Annotated in this window: 19 protein-coding genes; 9 read left to right on the forward strand and 10 right to left on the reverse strand. The window is 69.6% G+C overall.

From position 1 onward, the window contains the following. Positions 1 to 312: 312 nt before the first annotated feature. The 4 genes from ACIRGA_RS33025 to ACIRGA_RS33040 all read right to left on the reverse strand — a co-directional run bounded on the left by ACIRGA_RS33025 (position 313) and on the right by ACIRGA_RS33040 (position 5,976). The gene (locus ACIRGA_RS33025) at positions 313 to 1,551 is read right to left on the reverse strand and encodes a DUF222 domain-containing protein (protein ID WP_400948604.1); all 1,239 of its coding nucleotides are present in this window, start codon (positions 1,549 to 1,551) and stop codon (positions 313 to 315) included. A 57-nt stretch (positions 1,552 to 1,608) separates the two neighbouring features. Beyond that, positions 1,609 to 3,051: a glycosyltransferase family 39 protein gene (locus ACIRGA_RS33030; RefSeq protein ID WP_400948608.1), complete on the reverse strand. Its 1,443-nt coding sequence runs from the start codon at positions 3,049 to 3,051 to the stop codon at positions 1,609 to 1,611. A gap of 25 nt (positions 3,052 to 3,076) precedes the next feature. Further along, complete coding sequence (locus tag ACIRGA_RS33035) at positions 3,077 to 4,375, reverse strand: diguanylate cyclase (protein ID WP_400948612.1); 1,299 nt, start codon at positions 4,373 to 4,375, stop codon at positions 3,077 to 3,079. Between the two features lie 341 nt (positions 4,376 to 4,716). Next, positions 4,717 to 5,976, reverse strand: a complete 1,260-nt coding sequence (locus ACIRGA_RS33040; RefSeq protein ID WP_400948616.1) for an MFS transporter — start codon at positions 5,974 to 5,976, stop codon at positions 4,717 to 4,719. A 117-nt stretch (positions 5,977 to 6,093) separates the two neighbouring features. Here ACIRGA_RS33040 and ACIRGA_RS33045 point away from each other — a divergent pair, with 117 nt between their 5' ends. Then, positions 6,094 to 6,384, forward strand: a complete 291-nt coding sequence (locus ACIRGA_RS33045; RefSeq protein WP_400948620.1) for a hypothetical protein — start codon at positions 6,094 to 6,096, stop codon at positions 6,382 to 6,384. Here the strand turns inward: ACIRGA_RS33045 and ACIRGA_RS33050 are convergent. Then, positions 6,381 to 7,319 carry a GlxA family transcriptional regulator gene (locus ACIRGA_RS33050; RefSeq protein ID WP_400948625.1) on the reverse strand — a complete coding sequence of 313 codons (939 nt, stop codon included), beginning with the start codon at positions 7,317 to 7,319 and terminating at the stop codon, positions 6,381 to 6,383. The genes ACIRGA_RS33045 and ACIRGA_RS33050 overlap by 4 nt on opposite strands. Positions 7,320 to 7,412: 93 nt before the next feature. Between ACIRGA_RS33050 and ACIRGA_RS33055 the strand changes: the two genes are divergently transcribed. From ACIRGA_RS33055 to rnhA, 6 genes are all read left to right on the forward strand, one after another. Next, positions 7,413 to 7,829, forward strand: a complete 417-nt coding sequence (locus tag ACIRGA_RS33055; protein ID WP_400948629.1) for a DUF6010 family protein — start codon at positions 7,413 to 7,415, stop codon at positions 7,827 to 7,829. 28 nt (positions 7,830 to 7,857) lie between these two features. Then, the gene (locus tag ACIRGA_RS33060) at positions 7,858 to 8,151 is read left to right on the forward strand and encodes a putative quinol monooxygenase (RefSeq protein WP_400948633.1); all 294 of its coding nucleotides are present in this window, start codon (positions 7,858 to 7,860) and stop codon (positions 8,149 to 8,151) included. Between the two features lie 62 nt (positions 8,152 to 8,213). Next, positions 8,214 to 8,882 (forward strand): HEAT repeat domain-containing protein, encoded by a 669-nt coding sequence (locus tag ACIRGA_RS33065; protein WP_400948638.1) that lies wholly within the window; start codon positions 8,214 to 8,216, stop codon positions 8,880 to 8,882. Further along, on the forward strand, positions 8,882 to 9,874 hold the full coding sequence (locus tag ACIRGA_RS33070; RefSeq protein WP_400948643.1) for a HEAT repeat domain-containing protein: 993 nt from the start codon (positions 8,882 to 8,884) through the stop codon (positions 9,872 to 9,874). The genes ACIRGA_RS33065 and ACIRGA_RS33070 overlap by 1 nt, the downstream gene beginning before the upstream one ends. Before the next feature lie 42 nt (positions 9,875 to 9,916). Continuing rightward, positions 9,917 to 11,107 (forward strand): DNA polymerase IV, encoded by a 1,191-nt coding sequence (gene dinB / locus ACIRGA_RS33075; RefSeq protein ID WP_400948646.1) that lies wholly within the window; start codon positions 9,917 to 9,919, stop codon positions 11,105 to 11,107. 22 nt (positions 11,108 to 11,129) lie between these two features. Then, complete coding sequence (gene rnhA, locus ACIRGA_RS33080) at positions 11,130 to 11,612, forward strand: ribonuclease HI (RefSeq protein ID WP_400948651.1); 483 nt, start codon at positions 11,130 to 11,132, stop codon at positions 11,610 to 11,612. On the opposite strand, the gene ACIRGA_RS33085 is transcribed toward rnhA, so the two are convergent. From ACIRGA_RS33085 to ACIRGA_RS33100, 4 genes are all read right to left on the reverse strand, one after another. Next, positions 11,609 to 12,277, reverse strand: coding sequence for a hypothetical protein (locus ACIRGA_RS33085; RefSeq protein ID WP_400948654.1), 669 nt, complete (start codon positions 12,275 to 12,277; stop codon positions 11,609 to 11,611). The genes rnhA and ACIRGA_RS33085 overlap by 4 nt on opposite strands. Before the next feature lie 196 nt (positions 12,278 to 12,473). Further along, positions 12,474 to 12,971, reverse strand: coding sequence for a hypothetical protein (locus tag ACIRGA_RS33090; RefSeq protein WP_400948657.1), 498 nt, complete (start codon positions 12,969 to 12,971; stop codon positions 12,474 to 12,476). Beyond that, entirely contained in the window at positions 12,968 to 14,380 is a 1,413-nt protein-coding gene (locus tag ACIRGA_RS33095; RefSeq protein WP_400948659.1) for an ATP-binding protein, read from the reverse strand. The genes ACIRGA_RS33090 and ACIRGA_RS33095 overlap by 4 nt, the downstream gene beginning before the upstream one ends. Continuing rightward, complete coding sequence (locus tag ACIRGA_RS33100; RefSeq protein WP_400948662.1) at positions 14,377 to 15,069, reverse strand: response regulator; 693 nt, start codon at positions 15,067 to 15,069, stop codon at positions 14,377 to 14,379. The genes ACIRGA_RS33095 and ACIRGA_RS33100 overlap by 4 nt, the downstream gene beginning before the upstream one ends. Positions 15,070 to 15,179: 110 nt before the next feature. Here ACIRGA_RS33100 and ACIRGA_RS33105 point away from each other — a divergent pair, with 110 nt between their 5' ends. After that, complete coding sequence (locus ACIRGA_RS33105; RefSeq protein ID WP_400948665.1) at positions 15,180 to 16,127, forward strand: phosphatase PAP2 family protein; 948 nt, start codon at positions 15,180 to 15,182, stop codon at positions 16,125 to 16,127. 4 nt (positions 16,128 to 16,131) lie between these two features. Here the strand turns inward: ACIRGA_RS33105 and ACIRGA_RS33110 are convergent, their stop codons facing one another. Beyond that, entirely contained in the window at positions 16,132 to 17,625 is a 1,494-nt protein-coding gene (locus ACIRGA_RS33110) for a GGDEF domain-containing protein (protein WP_400948667.1), read from the reverse strand. A gap of 139 nt (positions 17,626 to 17,764) precedes the next feature. Between ACIRGA_RS33110 and ACIRGA_RS33115 the strand changes: the two genes are divergently transcribed. After that, the gene (locus ACIRGA_RS33115) at positions 17,765 to 18,985 is read left to right on the forward strand and encodes a cytochrome P450 (protein WP_400948670.1); all 1,221 of its coding nucleotides are present in this window, start codon (positions 17,765 to 17,767) and stop codon (positions 18,983 to 18,985) included. Positions 18,986 to 19,717: the final 732 nt, after the last annotated feature.

Here is a 19,717-nt window from a genome sequence, read left to right on the forward strand (position 1 = left end):
GGTGTCGGCCTGGTGGGTGAGCGCCCAGCGGGGGTTGCTGTTTTTCGACGATGGAGATCGGAGGGTTTTCGGGTAGGGGAGAAGCGCCGTGTGGTCGTTTTTCGGCGACGGCCAGAGCCTGTCGAGAAGCTGCGTCGTCATGGGCGGCTCAGGCGATCCTGAGCATGGTGGGGATTCCCCAGGCGGCGGCCGGTTCGCGGAGTGACGGCGCTCTTCAAGCGAGCCGTGGCCGTATTTCGGCAACGAAGCCAGAACAGCGGCGTTCCTCCGAGGCGCAACACCGCGCGGCTGTTGCCGTTTTCTGGCGACGGCTCAGAACGGTGGTGGTTCGTCCGCTCGGGGTTCGTGCAGTGGCGGTGGTGTGCTGTCGTAGGCCTGCCCCGTAGGCGCGGTGATCGTGAGAGTCCCATCGGAAGCAAGCCGGTAGTTCCAGCCGGGTTCATCTTTCAACCGGTGGTCACGGCGGCAGAGGTCGACCAGCTCGGTGTCGGCGGTATGGCCGCCGTGCTGCCAGGGCAGCGCATGGTCGAGATCGCACGCCTGCGCCACACGGTGGCAGCCGGGTCTTCGGCACTCACGGTCCCGGACCCGCACGAACTCGTCCAACCCCGCCGTGGGTCGATACCGGTCGCGGCCCAGGTCGAGAACCTGCCCCGACAACGGGTCGGTGATGATCCGCCGCAACACCGTGTTCGGCCCGGATGCGATGTGCCGGACCAACGGAGCCGGAATGTGCCCGTGCCCGGCCAACTCGGCCGGATCGTCGTTCAATCCGAGATAGGTGTGCAGGTCCATGTACAGGAACACTTCACACCGTTCGCTCTTCCCACCCTGACCACCCAGCAAAAGATCCAACGCGACGTCGGCACGCAACTGGTCCAGGGTCCGAGCCTCGCCGCCGGTCTTCAGGGCGCGTGCTTCACGGTCGATCCGCGTGTAGGCGGCGGCGACCTTCTCCACCGGACCGTCTTCGACCTCGATCGACGCCACCCCTGTCTCGCCTTGCCGCAGCGACAACCGACGTCCGGCGCGGTGCCGTTCCGCGCGTCGGGCGGCGCCGTCACGGTCGGCCATCATCGCCGCATGGTTCGCCGCTTTCCGGATCTGATCGGCGTTCCTACCCGATAGCCGGTCCTCCAGCACCGCGTCCACCGCACGGGCGTCGTCGTCGGAGAGCCAGGCGGTGGCTGTGGCGACTTTCATCGCCCCGAACCCACCCACCTGCCCGCGGTCCAACAGCCCGAGTGTGCGGGGCAGGCGGGTGGTCAACGCCTGAGCGGTCGACACCAGCCCGGCCGCGTGACCGTCCACAACGGACAGAGCCAACGCCACCTCCTGCACCACACTGACAGCACCGTCACGATGACGGCTCAGCTGCGACAGAGCACGGAACCGCACCGCCTCCAACCGCGCGATCCCTTCCGACGCCGCGACCGCCGCGGCGACGGCATCGTTGTCCCCCAACGAATCCAGCGAAGCATTGACCTCCTTCAAAGCATCGGACTCGGTGATTTCCTTGAGTAGCGCCACAGTGGCGTTGAGAGTGTCCACAACGCAGAACGTACAACCGACCACCGACAGTTTCCGGACTCCAAGGCAGCGGCCGGCTCAGTAGTAATGCCGCAACTCGCCCCACAGCGCGGACCAAGGCCGCGAAGTCCCCGTACACAAGGAAATCCGCACTCCCTGCTCGTCGTTCTCCACTCCGAGACCGTTGTCGTGCACGGCCGCCTCGCGGCATCCGGTGAACCAATCCGGAAGATACGGCCCCACGACGACCACGGGACCGACGGCGTCGGAAGGAGGAGGCCCCCAGTCCGCATAGGACATATGGCCCGAGTACACCGACGGCAGCCCGTAGTGTTCCAAAGCTCCCGCCTGCCCGTAGTTCCGCGTGAAGATCACCGCGGTCGAGCGCTGCTCCGGCGGGATCTGTTCCCAGACCCGGGTGACCGTGGAAGCCAGCTCAGGCCAGCCCGACTGCTCGCCTTGTTCCTTGTTCACCACCAGGATCGGCGCCAGCACGGACACCGGAAGCAGAGGCAGCCCGACGACGAGCGAGACCGCGGCGCCCAGCACGGCCATTACCGCCGCCCCAACGCGACGCGAGACGCGATCCAGTGATCGCAGACAAGGCTCGGCCCCGGCGGCCGCGAGCAGCAACAGAAACGGCGCCGAGTAGTACGGTTTTCCGCCCAGCACCAGCAAAATCACGCACAACACCAGATAAGCCGGCGTCAGGGAGCGAGCCCAGCGGAGGTCCGGATCGCGCCACAACCGAAGCGCGCCGGCGACCCAGACCGGTACGACCACGGGCGAAAGATAGAGCAGCTGCATCGGCACGAACAGGATCCGGTTCTCCGCGCCGTCCTCGTCACTGATACCGGAAGCCACGGTCAGCAAAGGGAAATCGTGCGCCGCCTGCCAGATCAGGCCCGGTGCGGCCAGGACGAGCGCGAGCAGGATCCCGGCGGCGAGCCAGCCGCTGCGGAACACCGTCCGGGGGCCGACGGCGAGGACCGCCAGGCCGATCGACGCGACCATCAGGAGGACGAGCCATTTGCCCTCCAGCCCGATACCGACGACGGCGCCGACAGCGAGCCACCACCGTCCGTCCCCGGTGCGGAGCAGGCGCAGGACCACCAGGCCCAGCGCGCTCCAGATCAGCAGGTCGACGGTGGCCGTCGACAGCATGTGCCCGTCGACCACGACGAACGCCGCCAGCGCGGTCATCGCGGCGGTGAGGACCTGGGCGCCGCGGCCACCGCCGAATTCGCGGGCGACCAGCGTTAGCAGGACCACCGTCGCGGCGGCGCACACCGTCGCGGCCACGCGCAGTCCGGCGGGCGTGGCGCCGAAGACGTCGGTGGAGAGCCTCGCGAGCAAGGGGGTCAGGGGTGGCTGATCGACATAACCCCAGGCGAGCCGTTTCCCCGCGGCGAGGAAGTACAGCTCGTCCCGATGGAAGCCGTAGCGCCCCGACAGCAACGTCAGCACCAAGACCTGGATCGCGACCACCAGACCGACCGGACCTCGAGCGAATCGCTCCATCGCGCCTCCCCGGACGCGGCGAATCCTACTGCGCGGGCGGTGCCAGTTCGACCCTGTTGCGGCCACCCTGCTTCGCGCGGTAGAGCGCGGTGTCGGTGGCGACGAGGAGGTCGTCGACGCTGGTGATGTTGGCCGCCGGGTACAGCGCCCCGCCGATCGACACCGTCAGGTCGGTCAGCACGGTGTCGCGATCGGGCAGCGCGACCGAGACCACCGCCACCTGGTGCCGGATCCGTTCGGCCACCTGGCGCAGCGTCTCCTCGCCGTGGATGTCCGGGATGACGATCGCGAACTCCTCGCCGCCCCACCGCCCGCAGATGTCCTGTTCGCGGATTTCGGCGAGCAGCGCGTCGCCTACCGCGCGCAGGACGAGGTCGCCGTTGGGGTGGCCGTAGGTGTCGTTGATCGTCTTGAAATTGTCGAGGTCGAGGAACAGCACGCCGAGTTTGCGGCCGGCGCGCGTGCGGCCCAGCTGTTCTTCGGCCAGCTGACGCCAGCGGCGTTTCGTGACGAGACCGGTGGTGGCGTCGGTGTGCGCGTCGCGCCGGTACTGCGTCAGCAGGAGTCCGCGGTGCAGGGCGACCAGCGCGATGACGACCCCGACCAGCACCAGCGGGTTGGCCTGCACGAGGACGACGGCCGTCACGAGGCCGAGGCCGAGCGCGCCCGCCTCGAGGATCTGGTCGCCGAACCCGGAGAACAGTTCGCCGATCGACTTCGGCGGCGACGAGAGCGCGATCGCGACCATCACCAGCACGGTGTTGATGGCCCAGCGCAAGGCCGCGGCCACGATGATGACGGCGAGGTCGCCCAGCCCGGCGAGCAGCCCGGAGTCGGGCGAGCCGGGGTAGTGGCGCATGCCGAGACTGAGGACGACGACGGCGGCCTGCGTGCCGCAGAGCACCGTCGCGGCGGAAAAGATCCACCGATGGGGGAGGACCGGCCGTTGGTGTGGCCAGATCCGCAGCCATGCGATCGTGTAGGTCACCACGACCATCGCGGCGGCGAGCACCGGAGGCAGCGCGATGACGGCGGCGACGCTCCAGACCGCCTTGGTGTCGACGTAGGCGACCGACGGGGCTCTGTCGTACTCACGTTGGCGTTCGATCTGCCGGGTGCCCTCGATCGCGATGGCCGCGCACAGGGTCAAGACGCCGAACCGGACCAGGTCGGTACCGGTCACCGGGACCAGCCGGGCCGTGGCGGCGGTCGAGAGGACCGCGATGAGATTCACGACCAGGACGTAGGAACGCACAGGTCGCGGCAGGCTCCACAGGTGCCAGGCCCTGAGCCGCCGCCGCGCGCCGCCGAGTCGTCCGTCCACGCACCCTCTTCCGTCGGTGATCTACACCGTAATCGAACCGGGACGGCGACGACCGTCGTTGTCCGGACGATAAGACACACGGCGCCGAATTCGCCCGGACAGCCCAACCAAATGGTGGGAGGTGCACCGATGCAGGACAACAACTGGTGAATGTTTTGCCGGATGGATCGCTATTTCGAGGGAGGTGAACGGCATGCGGGACAACAACTGGACCACTCGGCGTGACAACAACTGGACGTGAGTGATGTCGCCCACGAACGCGCGGCTTTCGCGAAGGGAGGTGAACGTAGTGCGTGACAACAACTGGACGACCCGTCGTGACAACAACTGGACGTGATGTGTCAGGAACCGTGCTCGCCAACGGGTGTCGTCCCGCCGGCCGGACTCAGGGGATCTTCGGATTCCTCCGGGCCGCGGCGGGACGACACCGCACGTGACCAGCCGGCTCCGGCGATCCCGGCCACCACCACACCCGCGCCCGCCGCGACGGTGACCACGGTGGTCGGCGCGACGACCTGGGCCAGCAGCCCGGCCGCCGCGATCCCCACCGCCTGAGCCGCCCGCAACGCCGCGATCGCGACCCCGATCACCTGCCCGCGATGGGCGGGCGGTGCGGCGAGGCTGTACTGCGTCTGCGTGATCATGTCGTGCGCGGAGAACACGCCCGAGATCGTCCACAGCACGACGATCGTGACCAGGCCGGGGGCCCAGCCGGTCGGGATCAGCACCAGGCTGCTCGCCACCGTCAGCGCGCCCAGCACCCGGATCTGCCGTTCGCGCGGGATCCGGCTCAGCAGGAGCCCGCCGAGCACCGAACCGACCGGGTTCGCGGCCAGCAGCCACGGCAGTGCGCCCGCGCCGCCCAGTTCGGCGGCGACCGGGACGGCGAGGCCCTCGGGCACGACGTAGAAGCCGCAGCAGCAGGCGATGAGCAGCAGCCAGCGCAGCTTGCGGTCGCGCGCCACCAGGCGGCAGCCCGCGATCAGGGACGGGCGTTCGTGGTGGGCGGGCGCCGAGGGCGGGAAGCGTTCGAGCCCGAAGCGCAGCATCAGCGCCGACAGCGCGAACGTTCCCGCGTCGATCAGCAGCGCCCCGGGTACGCCGAGGCCGGTGACGACGGCGGCGCCCGCGCCGAAGCCCACCACGAGCCCGGCCTGGTACGTGGACGAGATGACGGCCTGGCCGACGACCAGCCGGTCCGGGTCGAGCAGATCCGGCAGCATCGCCTGGCGGGCCGCGTGGAACGGCCCGGCCATGAGCTGAACGAGGAACAGCAGCGCGGCGGCGGCGGGGAGTGGGAGGCCGGGCACCGCCATGAGCGCGATCAGGACCGCGCGGCCGACGTCGGTCACCACCATCACGGTGCGTCGCGAGAACCGGTCCGCGACGCCGCCCAGCGCGCCGCCGAGGAGGTCGGGCACGAAGGTCAGCGCGTACGCCGCCGAAGCCCAGCCCGCCGAAGACGTCCGGTCGAACACCAGCACCGTGAGCGCGACCCTGGCCAGCTGGTCACCGGCGACCGAGAGCAGATGCGCGAGCCAGATCCGGCGGAATCCGGCGACCGCGAAGACGCTGCGGAACGACGCCGCTCGAGCTGGCATGCGTTTCAGGCTGTCGTGCGGCGGCCACTTCGCGCAACCCCGGGAAAATATCCGCCGCCGTGTCGAACCGGCGAGGGCCCGTTCGACGTGTCGGTAAGAGAAGGAACGGAGAATCCGATGTCGCATTCACTGGGCCCGCTGGCGAACAACCTCGCCGCCTACGCCATCTACTCGACCGCGCAGACCGAGATGCGTCACGCCTACAAGCTGATCGAGGCGGGGGACTACCTCGGCGCCGCCGCGGAGATCGATTCCGCCGCGCACGCCGCCGAGGTGCTCGCCCGTGCCACCTCCGATCTGGACGCCGAGCGTTCGGAACGATGGCTCAGAGTCGTCGTCGCGCGGAGGCGGTTCGCCGACCAGGCCCGGGCACGGGCTTCGGACACCGTCGTGTCGCTGGCCGCTTAACGGAAAGCGCGTCGATAGGTACCTGGGCTGACGCCGGTCGTGCGTTTGAACCGGTCGCGGAACGAGGTGGGCGAACCGAAACCGACTTCGGATCCGATCCGCTCGACGGCGTGCTGGGTGGTCTCCAGCAGATGCTGTGCCTGCCGGACCCGGGTCCGGTGCAGCCATTGCAACGGCGTCGTCCCGGTCTGCTCCCGGAAATGCCGGATCAGCGTGCGCGTGCTCATCCCGGCGTGCATGGCGATGTCGGCCAATGTGAGCTCGCGCCCGAGATTTTCCTGCATCCACAGCAGAGTCGGCTCCAGCGTCGCGCCGCGGGGAGCGGGTGGATGCCGCAACGCGATGAACTGCGCCTGGCCGCCCTCACGTTCGAGCGCCATGACCGAGAGGCGGGCGGCGTCGGCCGCGATCGCGGAGCCGTGGTCCCGCCGGATCAGGTGCAGGCACAGATCCAGGCCCGCGGCGGCGCCCGCGGACGTCAGGATCTGCCCGTTGTCGACATAGAGCACGTCCGGGTCGACATCGACCTCCGGGTACGCCGCGGCCAGTGCGTCGGCGGCGACCCAGTGAGTGGTGGCGCGAAGGCCGTCGAGCAGGCCCGCGGCGGCGAGAACGAAGGTGCCGGAACAGATCGAGGCGATCCGCGTGCCCCTCGCGACGGCCGCGGTCAGCGCGTCGTGGACGGATTCCGGCAACGGCCGGGCCGGATCGGCGGTGCCGGGGACGATGATCGTGCCCGCCTCGCGCAGCGCGTCCAGCCCCCGCGGCGCGCGCAGGGTGAAGTGCCCGGCGTCGACTTCCGGGTGTTCCGCGCAGACGACCACCCGGTAGCCCGCGCTTCCGTCGGCGAGCCGGGTCCTGGTGAAGACCTCGATCGGTGTCGAGAGGTCGAACGGGATCACCTTGTCCAGCGCGAGGACGGCGACGGTGTGCATGAACGGCAACGTACCCGCCCGATGGCGAGATCCCGTTGGAAGGCGTCGTTCACGCCACTGGGAGCGGGTCCGGCCCGGTTCTAGCGTCGAGCCATGATGATCATCGCGCCGATTCTGGTCGGCCTCGTCTACGTCGTGCTGATGTCGCTGATCCACGAACCGCACCGCCGCCGCTTCAACGCGGTCATGGTGGCGGGCGCCGGCGCCGCCTACCTGAGCGGCGGCGGCCTCGGGATCTGGGAGTTCGCGTTCACCGTGGTCGTGACCTACGTGGCGTACCGCGGCCTCGAGTCCTGGACGTTCATCGGCATCGCCTGGCTCCTGCACACCGGCTGGGACGTCGTGCACCACCTCAAAGGCGCCCCGATCATCCCGTTCGCCGAGCATTCCTCGTTCGGCTGCGCGATCTGCGACCCGGTGATCGCGATCTGGTGTTTCGCCGGCGGGCGATCGGTGACGGATTTCGTCCGCGCCCGTGTCGTTTCCCGACGTCCGCGTTCGTCGGTCTAATGAACCGACCGGACGAAGGGAGCCTGAAATGACGGTGATCGTGGCGGGGAAGGTGTACGTCGACCCGGAGGAGCGGGACCGGTACGTCGAGGGACACCAGGTGATCGTCGAAAAGGCTCGGGCCCATCCCGGCTGCCTCGACGTGGTGATCTCGGCGGACACGCTCGAACCGGGCCGGGTGAACATCTTCGAGAGCTGGGAGTCGGAGGAGGTGCTGAACGCCTGGCGCGCGATCTCGCCGAGGCCGACGTACTCCGCCGAGATCCGGGACGGCGAGGTGTTCAAGCACCAGGTCTCCCACTCCGGGCCCCCGTTCGACTGACCGCGGTGGAGCGCCGAACTTGACCTTGACATCGTGACAAGGTCTTCACTGGAGCGCAGGAGGTGATCCCCATCAACACGACACAGAGGACTTCACCGGACCTGCGCGTGCTCGACGCGTTGAGCTCCGAGAGCTCGTCGACGCGGCTCAAGGCGGCACTGGCGGCCGGGACGAATCCGGACGTGCGGTTCGTCGACCCGCTCGTGACGCGGTGCGCGATCGAGCCGGACTTCTACGTCCGGGACATGCTGACCTGGGCGTTGACGCGGCTACCCGCCGAGAGCACGGTGCCGGTGCTGCTGGAGGAGCTCGGTTCGGAGGTCGCCCAGGCCCGGAGCCAGGCGTTGCACACGCTGTCCAAGATCGGGGACCGCGCCGCGTGGCCCGCGATCACCCGGTCGCTGCTGCACGACGCCGACGACGAGGTCGCCCGGAGCGCGTGGCGGGCCGCCGTCGTCCTCGTCCCCGACGGGGAGCGGGCCCGGCTGGCGCGTGACCTGGCCGACCAGCTCGGCCGGGGCGACCGGACGGTGCGGCTGAGTCTCAGCAGGGCGCTCGTCGCGCTCGGACCCGTGATCGAGCCCGTCTTGCTGGCGGGCTCGGCGAGTACCGACCCGGAGGTGTGCGCGCACGCCCGCGCCACGGAGCGCCTCCTGCGCGACCCGGACGCCGGTTTCGACGAGTCGAAGCGGATCGTCGCGCTCGGGCCGGAACGAGCGGAGGGAGCCTGATGCTGATCGGTGAGGTGGCGCGCCGCTCGGGGGTGAGCAGCCGGATGCTCCGGCACTACGACACCCTCGGGCTGGTGCGGCCGACGGGCCGCACCTTCGGCGGCTACCGCGAGTACTCCGACGAGGACATCCGGCGGATCTTCCACGTGGAGAGCCTGCGGTCCCTCGGCTTGTCGCTGCGCGAGATCGGCCGCGCGTTGGAGGATCCGGCCTTCGAGCCGTCCGATCTCGTCGGCGACCTCATCCGGCGGACCGAGGAGCGCCTGAACCGGGAGCAGGAGCTGCTCGACCGGCTCCGCGCGGTCGATGGTTCGGCGCCTGCCGGCTGGGAAGGGGTCCTGCGCATAGTCGAGCTGTTGCGCGGGCTCAACTCGCCTCACGCGGCTCGGCGGCAGCAGACCGCCCTGGCCCCGGCCGAGGTTCCCGCCGAGCTGCTGGCCGGGGCGGTCCTCGCCGAAGCCGATCCGAACGTCGCCGGGGCCCTGCGATGGGCCCTCGCGAGGGCGGGCGGTGACGGCGTGGCGAGCCTGGCGTCCGGCGCGCGTTCGGAGGACGTCGACGTCCGGAGGCGCGCGATCCTCGCGCTCGCCGGGATGCCCGGTGACGAGGCGACCGCAGCGCTGACGGAGGCACTCGGCGACCCGGATCCCGCGGTCCGCGCCCGCGCCGCGACGGCCCTGGGGTCGCGTGGTGAGAGCGCGGCCGTGCCGGAACTCGTCCGCATGGTGGTCGAGGGCACGTCCGACGTCGAGGCGGCCGAGGTTCTCGGCGCCTTGGCGCGCGACGCCGGAGCCGCGGACCGGATCATGAGCGCGTTGACCGGCGAGCTCGCCACCGCGGACCCCGCGGCGCGGATCCGTCTCACCCAGGCCCTCGTCGAGATGCCGCGCGCCCTCGCGCTGGACGCGCTGGGGAACCTGGCCGAAGACGACGATCGCACCGTCGCTCGCCTCGCGTCGGCCCTGGCGGGAGCGCTCGGCTCCCCTGGGTGAGGCGGCTTGGCCGGCGGGCCGTTTGATGCGAACATATGTTCTATGCCGCCCGAGGGTCCCATCCTGCACGCCGACCTGGACTCGTTCTACGCGTCGGTCGAGCAGCGTGACGACCCGAGGCTGCGGGGACGGCCGGTCATCGTCGGCGGCGGTGTCGTGCTCGCGGCCAGCTACGAGGCGAAGGCGTATGGCGTCCGCACGGCGATGGGCGGCGGCCAGGCGCGGCGGCTGTGCCCGGACGCGATCGTGGTCCCGCCCCGGATGCGCGCGTATTCGGCGGCGAGCAAGGCGGTGTTCGAGGTCTTCGGCAACACGACACCGCTCGTGGAAGGCCTTTCGATCGACGAGGCCTTCCTCGACGTCGGCGGGCTGCTGAAGATCGCGGGCACGCCGAGCCGGATCGCCGCGAAACTGCGGAAGGACGTCCTCGACCAGGTCGGCCTGCCGATCACCGTCGGCGTGGCCAGGACGAAGTTCCTCGCGAAGGTGGCCAGCGGGGTCGCGAAACCCGACGGCCTACTCGTCGTGCCGCACGACAAGGAACTAGAGTTCCTGCATCCGCTCCCGGTCGAACGGCTGTGGGGCGTGGGCAAGGTGACGGCGCAGAAGCTCCGCGAGCGCGGGGTGACGACGGTCGGGCAGATGGAGGGGTTCGGGGAGAAGGAACTCGTCCGGATGCTCGGCCGCGGCGTCGGCACCCATCTGCACGCCTTGTCCCACAACGACGACCCGCGCCGCGTGCAGACCGGCCGTCGTCGCCGGTCGATCGGGGCGCAGCGCGCGCTCGGCAGCAGGCCGCGTTCGCCCGCCGAGCTCGACGCGACGCTGCTGACCCTGGCCGATCGCCTCGCCCGCCGACTGCGCGCGGCGCACCGGGTATGCCGCACCGTCGTGCTGCGGATGCGGTTCGCCGATTTCACCAAGGCGACCCGTTCGCACACCCTCCTGGAGGCGACCGAGCAGACCGGCGCGATCGTCGCGGCCGCGCGTGACCTGCTCGCCACGGCGAGACCGCTGATCGACGAACGCGGCCTCACGCTGATCGGGCTCGCGCTCACGAACCTGTCGAAGGACGACGCGATCCAGCTGGCCCTGCCGTTCGGGGCGAAGCCGAGGGACGCGCTCGATTCGACGCTCGACACCGTCCGGGACCGCTTCGGTTCGAAGTCCATCACGCGCGCGGTGCATCTGGGTCAGGTCGAGGAGCCGTGGGTGCCGCTCCTGCCGGACTGAACCCCGTCGCTAGGGTGTCCCGGTGGCGGAAGTCGAGATCTACACCGATGGCGCGTGCAGCGGGAATCCCGGTCCCGGCGGCTGGGGCGCGGTGCTGCGGTACGGCACGGTCGAAAAGGAGATCTACGGCGGGGATGCCGGGCCGACCACGAACAACCGGATGGAGCTGACCGCGCCCATCGAGGCGCTGGAAAGCCTGAAGCGCCGGGTCACGGTGGACATCTACACCGACAGCACCTACGTCCGGAACGGCATCACCAGCTGGGTGCGGAACTGGAAGAACAACGGCTGGATGACCTCGGCCAAGACGCCGGTCAAGAACGCCGATCTGTGGCGCCGTCTCGACGAAGCCGCTTCGCGGCACGACGTCGAATGGCATTGGGTCAAGGGCCACGCCGGACATCCGGAGAACGAGCGAGCGGACCGGCTCGCCGTCAAAGGCGTGGAAGAGGTCGTGGGGCGACCCGTGATCCAGCCCGGCGAGCGGTCCGCTCGGACTCGCTAACAGCTGACGTTGACCTTCGCGCTCTTGGCGAACGAGACGTGGACGTGGTCCATGTGGTTGGCGGTCGCGCCGCCGCGGTCCTCCATGGTGTCCCAGCCGCTGCCGTCGTTGTAGCGCTGGCGCCAGATGACGTAGGTGACGCCGAAGTCCTTCTGGTTGGCCAGGATGTAGTCGGCGATGGCGTTGCCGGTGGCGGTGTCCACCATGAAGTCCAGCGCGAGGCCGGAGGGGTGGTCGCTGGCGTTCGCCCGGCCGGCGACACCGCCGACGTTCTTGACGCCGAACTTCGCCTTCACGTGGTTACCGACCTGGGCGACGTGCGGTTTCGTCCCGGCGAGGCTGGTCGAACACGCCGTCGCGGCGGGCACGGTCGTCTTCACCGGGGCGGGGGCCTTGGTCGACGTCGTCGGCTTCGGGGGAGCCGAGGAGGCCGACGGAGGCTGGGTGGTCGTGCTGGAGGGCGGGGTGCTGCTGGTCGACGGCGAGGGAGTCACGCTGGAGACCGGGGGAGCCTTCAGTGCGAGCGCGGCACTGGCCGCTTCGACGTCGGGGGAACCCGCGGTGGTCAGCCACATCGACGCCGGGAGCGCCGTGGCGACCGCTGCCGCGATACCCGCGGGGAGCTTCCACTGCGGAGCCTTGTTCTTGCGATGTCTGCCGGCCATTTCTCTGATCACTCACCACTTCGGGGACGGGAACTCGCGTCGGGGGCCGCGAGCTCCGGGCAACATTACGAAAAGGACACGGCAATGTCACGCCCGAGTGTGTTCGCCCACAGTTACCTTGATCGTTGAACCAAAAGAGGCTCATGCCCGTACAGATACGAGAAGCGCTTTTATGTGACCACCGTGAGTGACGACTTCAGTCCGCTTTGCAGGACTGGAAGTACATGTCCCCGTCCGGCGAGGTCACGTTCACTCCCGGAGAGCGCGGAATCCGCGTGGTCGCCGCCGTGGCCGCCATCGTGGTGCAGACCAGCTGGTTGATGGCCTGGTTGGACAGCTTGCGCATGCTGAACGGCAGCACGATGGCGGTCGGGTCACCCGCGTACACCTCGACCCGCCCCACCTCCGCCGGGACGAAACTGGTGAGCCCTTGCGCGGCTTCCCGCTCCGTCGGCCCCTTCAGCAGCAACGTGAGCGCGCCTTCGGGGGAGATGAAGCCTTCGGTGGGCCGCGTCACCGGGATGACCCGGCCGTCGGAGACGAAGTACAGCGTCAGCCCGCCGAGGACGTTCGGCCCAGTCGTGGCGCGGATCGACGGCCCCGGCCCGGCCGGGACGACGCCGGTCGGCTGGACACCGCAGGCCGCCACCAGCGCCGCGGCCGCGAGAGCGAGCAGCACCCTGGTCCTCCTCATCGCGTCGCTCCTTCGGTGCGGTGCGGCAGGCGCAGCACGAACCGGGCGCCGTGCCCGGTGTCGGCGGCGGTGATGTCGCCGCCGTGCAGACGGGCGTTCTCCAGCGCGATCGCCAGGCCCAGCCCGCTGCCTTCGGAGCGGGCGCGGGAGGTGTCGGCCTTGGTGAACCGGTCGAACACGTGCGGCAGGACCTCGGGATCGATCCCCGGTCCGTGATCCTCCACCTCCAGGGTGACTTCGCCGCCGCCGTCGCGTAGCCGGACCTCGACCGGGGCAGTGCCGTGCCGGAACGCGTTGCCGACGAGGTTGGCCACGATCAGGTCGAGTCGCCGCCGGTCGACCCGGGCCAGGACGCCCTCCGGCAGATCGGTGACCAGGTCTTCGCCGTCGCGCCAGCCGCGCGCGTCGAGACTGTCCCGGATCGCCGTCGCGAGATCCCATTCGTCGAGCACGAGTTCGGCGCGGCCCGCGTCGAACCGGGAGATCTCGACCAGATCCTGCACCAGCCGGGTCAGCCTCCGGGTCTCACCCGAGACCAGCCGCGCCGCGACGGCGGTGTCCGGCGGCAGCGTCTCGGCGTCTTCGTCGAGGACGTCGGTGACCGCGTTCATCGCCGCGAGCGGCGTGCGGAGTTCGTGCGAGACGTCGGCGACGAAGCGGCGGGCGTCGGCCTCCATGGCTCTCAGCTCACCGACCGTGCGCTCCAGTTCGGCGGCGGTGTTGTTGAAGGTCGTGACCAGTTCGGCCAGCTCGTCGGACCCTTTGGCGGGCAGCCGGACGTCGAGCCTGCCCTCGCCGAGCTGGGCGGCGGCGGTGTTGAGCGCCCGGACCGGTCTCAGCACCTGTCTCGCCGCGAGCAGGGCGAGCGCGGCGGCCAGCGGCAGGACGAGCGCGGCCGTCTGCCAGGCGGATTTCGCGAGTTCGTCGATGGCTTGTTGCTGCTGGACGAGCGACGTGAGCGAGTACACCTGGACGCCGCTGGCCCCCATCGACCCGTCGGGCTGCCGCACCAGCACCGGCAGGCCGACCAGCAGTTCAGGGACGGTTTCGCGGTCCACGCGCTGGAACTGGATGCGGGTGTCGTTCGCGACGGTCTGCCGCAGTTCGGGCGAGAACGTGGTCAGGTCCGGGCCGTTCACCGACCGCAGGTTCTTGTAGACCGCGACGGCGTTCAACCGCAGGCTGCCCGCGAAGTCGTTGAGCTGTTCCTGGGTCGGCGGCGTGGACAGCGGGCGGCCGTAGGTGCTGACCCGGTCCTTCAGCTGGTTCATCGCCGCGTTCTGCACCGCCTCGAGGATCGCGTTCCGGGCCGAGACGTAACTGGCCCCCGCCGCGGCCGCCGCCCCGATGATGGTCATCGCCGCGAAGGCCAGGATGAGCCGGGGCCGCAACCCGGAGAGCAGCCTCATGAACGGCCGAACCGGTACCCGAAGCCGCGGACGGTCTGGACGTGTTCGGGTTTCGCGGGGACGTCTTCGATCTTCGCGCGCAGCCGCTGGACACAGGCGTCGACCAGCCGGGAGTCGCCGAGGTAGTCGTGATCCCAGACGGCGGAGAGGATCTGCTGGCGGCTGTAGACCTGTCCCGGCGTGCGCGACAGCTCCAGCAGCAGCTTCAGCTCGGTGGGGGTCAGCGAGACCGGTTCGCCGTTCTTCGTGACCACCAGCCCGGCCCGGTCGATGACCAGGCGGCCGTGCCTTTCCCCGGCGGCGTCGTTCTCGTTCGCCGGCTTCTCGCTCACCGCTCGACGCAGCACCGCCCGGATGCGGGCGTCGAGCACGCGCGGCTCGATCGGCTTGGTCACGTAGTCGTCGGCGCCCGCCTCCAGGCCGGCCACGATGTCGAAGTCGTCGCTGCGGGCGGTGAGCATGATGATCGGCACGTCGCCCGCCGAGCGGATGCGGCGGCAGGTCTCGAAGCCGTCGATGCCGGGGAGCATCAGGTCCAGCACGACGATGTCGGGCTGGAACACCCGCAGTTTCTCCAGCCCGAGCTCACCGCTCTCGGCGGTGTGGACGGTATGCGCCTGCCGGCGCAGCGCGAGTTCCAGCCCCTCCCGCACGGACGCGTCGTCTTCGATCAAAAGGACACTTGCCACGCCGCCATTATTCGGATGTCGCCGCACGTGTGCGACTCGGCTCGATCTTGTAGCAGAACCATGACATTGTCCGGACCTCACGGCGAAACGGCGTGGGGACAGTGAGACGCATGGCCCTACTCACCCACGAAGCGAAGCCGACCCCCGCCCGCCGTCCGCTGCCGGGACGGCACGCCGAGACCAGGCGCACCCTGTCCAGGGCCGTGTTCCAGCTCGCCACCGGGCTGGGACTGGCCGCCGCGTTCGTCGTGACCTACGTGCTGTTCGTGCACACGTCGGCCGGGCAGCTCGCGGAGAACGGCGTCGTCCGGAGCGCACAGTCCGGCCAGTGGTCCACAATGGACTGGGCGGGACCGCTGCGCGACCAGGACATGGTGCTCGTGATCGGCGCCGCCGGGATCGGGCTCGTCGTCCTGGCGCTGCTCCGCCGCAAACCTGGCCTCTTGATCCCCGCGCTGAGCGTCCTCGTGTTCCCGCTCGTCGCGGCGCAGCTGCTCAAGCTCTACGTCCTCGTCCGTCCCGAACTGCCCGACGGCGGTCGCGGGCCGGGGCACAACAGTTTCCCCAGCGGTCACGTCAGTGCCGCCATCGCCATCCTGATGGCCCTCGCTTTCGTTCTGCCCCAACGTTTTCGTCCGGCGGTCATCGGCATCGGCGGCGTCGCCGTCGCCTGGGTCGCGTCGTCGACCATCGCGCTGGGCTGGCACCGGCTCAGCGACACGGCGGGTGCCTGCCTGCTCGGGGCGTCGTTCGCCTGCCTGCTCGCCGCCTGGCTGACCACCCGGCGCCGCGACCTGCGCCGCACGCCCGCGTTCCTGGTGGGGCTGGCCACGGTGCTGCCGACCGGGATCGTCCTGATCGGCTTCGCGGTGCTGAGCACGGCGACCGACGGCGCCGCCCAGTTCGTCGCCGCGCTGGTGCTGGCCGCGCTGTCCGCGGTGGGTGTCGTGCTGGTCGCGCTGTGGCCGCTGCGCGGGTCCGCGTTCGAACGGCGGACCGGCGTGGAGACCCGGGTGGTCGACGACCTGCTCGAAACCCGTCTCGTGACCCGTCGCTGACGCGTCAGTCCACCCGGCTCAACGGCGACGTCGGGGCCCGTGGCGACGGCGGAATCGCGGAGGGCGCCACGACCACCCGGTTCCGCCCGCTCCGTTTCGCTTGGTACATGGCCGCGTCCGCCGCGCGGAAGAGCTCGCCGTAGTCCGTCGAATGCTCGGGCGACAGTCCGACGCCGATCGACACGGTGCAGCCGAGGACCGGCCCCACCGCGCGGGGTTCGTTGGTGGCGTGCCCGCTGGCGAGTTCGGTCAGGCCGGTGATCGCGGTCTTCGCGACGGCCACCCGGATCCGCTCGGCGATCCGGATCGCCTCCTCGCGGGCGGTGTCGGGCAGCAGTACCGAGAACTCCTCGCCGCCCCACCGCCCGACGACGTCCGTGGAGCGGGTGTTCTGCCGCAGCACGGCGCTCACACAGCCGAGCACGATGTCGCCGCCGGAATGCCCGTACTTGTCGTTCCACTGCTTGAAGTGGTCGAGGTCCAGCATCAGGAACGCCGTCGGCCGCCGCCCGGTCTGGTCTTCGAGCAGCCGCAAGGCGGCCGGGGCGTGGAACGAGTCTTCGGTCAGCAGCCCGGTCTTCCGGTCACGCTGGCTGCGCGCGATCGTGTCCGCCAGCGCCTGCGAAAGCCGGGTCGAGCGCAGCGCGACCCCGATCATCACCAGCGGCACCAGCGCGATGTTGACCGCGCCGAGGATCGTCGTGCACGCGGCGAGCTGCAGCGCGTAGACGAAGTCCGCGTTGTCGGCCCAGCTGCCGATCAGCTTCTGCCGCCGCCAGCCGCCCCACGCCAGGCCGCGCGCGATGCTGATCAGCAGCGTCTGCGACGCGAAGTACCAGAGCGCGGCGCCCAGCAGCGCGAAGGCGGCGACCGCGATGTCGCCCGGCCGCTGGGGGAGCGTGCCCGATTCGAGCCAGGTGTGCAGTGACGTCAGCTGGGTGATCGTGTGCACGCCGAGGATGGAGGCGGCGTGCGCGGCGGTGGTGAAGAGGAAGGTCGTCATCGCCTTGTGCGCGATGGAGTAGCGCTGCACGCGGACCATCAGCAACAGAATGAGCGACAAGGTGGGCGGCAGCAGGACGGCCGCGCCGCCCAGCCAGACGGCGGTCTGGTCGATGTGCTCGCCGCGGCGGTCGTCGGCCCGGCGCTGCTCCTCGGGGTGCTGTGTCTGCACGAGATACCAGATCGTGCAGCCCGCGATCACGCCGAAGCGAACGAGGTCCGTGGTCGTGAGGGAAGCACCGACTTGCGATTTCAAGGCCCAGATCGCGACCGCGATCTCCGTGCCGAGCATCCAGAAGACCGCCGCGGGCGGCAGGCGCCACAGCTCCCACCCGGCCGGATGCCGCAGGGTGTTCCAGGCACGGCCACGCAGCCGCCAGACGCGGGCGGCGGCGAGGCCGACGGTGTCGGCGAACACCCGGAGCGAACCGCGCGGCCGCTCCGAGATCGCGTCACGGTCGTGCTCGGTGAACTCGCTGACGAGGGTCACCTCCATCCGTCACACACCGCACCCGCTCGATCTTGCTGGGTCACCACGAGGGGTGACAGGGGGACCGCGTTGACGATCGCGTGAGACAGGCCGATACCTGCGTTCGCCGGACGCGATACCGCCACAAGCTGGCATGGTGACTCGTATGCTTGATGCCGCATACGACGACGCCGCGGTGCCCGTGATGTTCGGTCCGGACTTCGACAGGAATCCTTCGCCCGCCTACGAATGGCTTCGGAGCAACGCGCCGGCGTTCCGGCTCCCGCTTCCCGGCGACACCTGGACCTGGTTGCTGACGCGGCACGCGGACGTCGTTTCCGCGATGGCCGATCCGCGGTTGTCCAAATGCCCGTCCGTCGCCGCGGAGCACTGGCGCAAGGCCAATCTCGGGCTCCCCGCCGACCATCGGCCGACGCTCATCGGGCATATGAACAACTTCGAAGGCGAGGAGCACGCGCGGCTGCGCAAAGCCTGTGCCGGCGCGTTCGGCCCGCGGCGGCTGCAGCATATGCGCGACCGCACGCATCAGCTCGCGAACGAACTGCTCGACCCGATCCTGGACCGGGGCGAAGGCGACCTCGTCGAGGATTTCGCGTACCCGCTGGGAATCCGGTCGATCTGCGAGCTGATCGGCATCCCGGACAGCCTGCTCGACGAGGTCCGCCCGCCCGCGCTGGTGGTCGCCGCCGGGGACGTCACGGACATGGCTTCGATGCTCAAGGCGACCGACGACCTCGACGCGCTGCTCGGCGACGTCGTCGCCCGCAAACGCGCCGAACCGGGGGCGGACCTGATCAGCGACCTGCTCACTCAGGAGGCCGCCGGGAAGCTGACCGACGACGAGGTCACCGCGACGGCGTTCCTGTCCCTGATCGCCGGGCACGAGACGACGATCAGCCTCATCGCGTCCACCGCGCTGACCCTCATCACGCATCCGGAGGAGGCGGCCCGCGCCCGCGCCGACGGATCGCACCTGACTCTCGTCATCGAAGAGGTGCTGCGCCGCGACACCCCGCTGCAGAACACCAGCTGGCGTTTCGTCACCGAACCGATGGAACTCGCCGGGCAGCGGATGGAAGCGGGCGATCCGATCCTGTTGTCGTTGCTGGCGGCCAATCGCGATCCGGCGGTGCACCCCGAACCGCTCGCCTTCCGCCCGGGCGAGCGGCCGGTGCGGCACGTGGCCTTCGGTGTCGGCCCGCATATCTGCATCGGTGCCGCGCTCGCGCGGATGCAGGCGTCCGCGGCACTGGAGACGTTGTTCGGCCGCGCGCCGTCGATGACGCTGACCGTGCCGGAGGACCGGCTCGTGTGGTGGCCGAGTGCGATCACCCGGGGCCTGCACAACCTGCCGGTGAAGCTCTAGCGTGGGCTGAAAGCGTCCTTCACCGCATCGGACGCGGTGAAAGCGCCCTTCACCGCGTCGCATGCGGTGAAAGTCCCCTTCAGCTCGTTCTATACGCCGTCCCTTGAGTGTCCACAAAGGACGCGCGGTGGCTGCATAGCCTCCGTTTGAGGGGTATATGTACGGTTTCAGTGGGGTCGTGAGTGGCAAGTAGGGTTATTGAGGGGTAAGGCAAACGTGTCCGGTGAGATGGGCGGCCCGCTCGTGACCCGTCGGACTTCGTGTCGCGAAAGCCACTTTCGGGACATCAGACGTCGCGAAAGTGGCTTTCGCGACACGCCACATTTGCCTTACCCCTCAATAGAACCCCACTTGCCACTCACGACTACCGCGCGAAGATGCGCAAAGTCCGCAAATCGGTCACTTTAGGCCGAAAAAGTGTCCTTTGTGGACGCGAGGGACCGCGTCGATCCTCTTCGGTAAGCTCGCTCCTGCCACCCAGGCCATCACGCCACCTTTGGCTTACCCCTCAAAATAGAACGCTCTTTGTCACTCGCGACCCCCATCGCGAAACGCCCGAGCAGGGCTGATCGGGCAACGTTCGCTCGAGGGCGGGCCTTTGTGGACAGTGGGGTCGGATGGCGGCTTCCCGCAAGTGGTCGTGCAGCCGGAGCCTGTCGCCGAATACCCAAAATAGGGCGTTGTTATGAGAAAAAATTCGTTTTAGGAGCAAATGTGTGGGGTGACACACCC

It is taken from the genome of Amycolatopsis sp. NPDC102389 (genome assembly GCF_044765885.1).
Lineage (GTDB): Bacteria > Actinomycetota > Actinomycetes > Mycobacteriales > Pseudonocardiaceae > Amycolatopsis.

Coding starts and splice junctions, on each gene's coding strand:
- ACIRGA_RS33040 (WP_400948616.1), bottom strand. CDS start 5,976: ATGCCAGCTCGAGCGGCGTCGTTCCGCAGCGTCTTCGCGGTCGCCGGA.
- dinB (WP_400948646.1), top strand. CDS start 9,917: ATGCCGCCCGAGGGTCCCATCCTGCACGCCGACCTGGACTCGTTCTAC.
- ACIRGA_RS33090 (WP_400948657.1), bottom strand. CDS start 12,971: ATGAGGAGGACCAGGGTGCTGCTCGCTCTCGCGGCCGCGGCGCTGGTG.
- ACIRGA_RS33095 (WP_400948659.1), bottom strand. CDS start 14,380: ATGAGGCTGCTCTCCGGGTTGCGGCCCCGGCTCATCCTGGCCTTCGCG.
- ACIRGA_RS33110 (WP_400948667.1), bottom strand. CDS start 17,625: ATGGAGGTGACCCTCGTCAGCGAGTTCACCGAGCACGACCGTGACGCG.
- ACIRGA_RS33055 (WP_400948629.1), top strand. CDS start 7,413: ATGATGATCATCGCGCCGATTCTGGTCGGCCTCGTCTACGTCGTGCTG.
- ACIRGA_RS33050 (WP_400948625.1), bottom strand. CDS start 7,319: ATGCACACCGTCGCCGTCCTCGCGCTGGACAAGGTGATCCCGTTCGAC.
- ACIRGA_RS33045 (WP_400948620.1), top strand. CDS start 6,094: ATGTCGCATTCACTGGGCCCGCTGGCGAACAACCTCGCCGCCTACGCC.
- ACIRGA_RS33060 (WP_400948633.1), top strand. CDS start 7,858: ATGACGGTGATCGTGGCGGGGAAGGTGTACGTCGACCCGGAGGAGCGG.
- ACIRGA_RS33070 (WP_400948643.1), top strand. CDS start 8,882: ATGCTGATCGGTGAGGTGGCGCGCCGCTCGGGGGTGAGCAGCCGGATG.
- ACIRGA_RS33105 (WP_400948665.1), top strand. CDS start 15,180: ATGGCCCTACTCACCCACGAAGCGAAGCCGACCCCCGCCCGCCGTCCG.
- ACIRGA_RS33030 (WP_400948608.1), bottom strand. CDS start 3,051: ATGGAGCGATTCGCTCGAGGTCCGGTCGGTCTGGTGGTCGCGATCCAG.
- ACIRGA_RS33115 (WP_400948670.1), top strand. CDS start 17,765: ATGCTTGATGCCGCATACGACGACGCCGCGGTGCCCGTGATGTTCGGT.
- ACIRGA_RS33085 (WP_400948654.1), bottom strand. CDS start 12,277: ATGGCCGGCAGACATCGCAAGAACAAGGCTCCGCAGTGGAAGCTCCCC.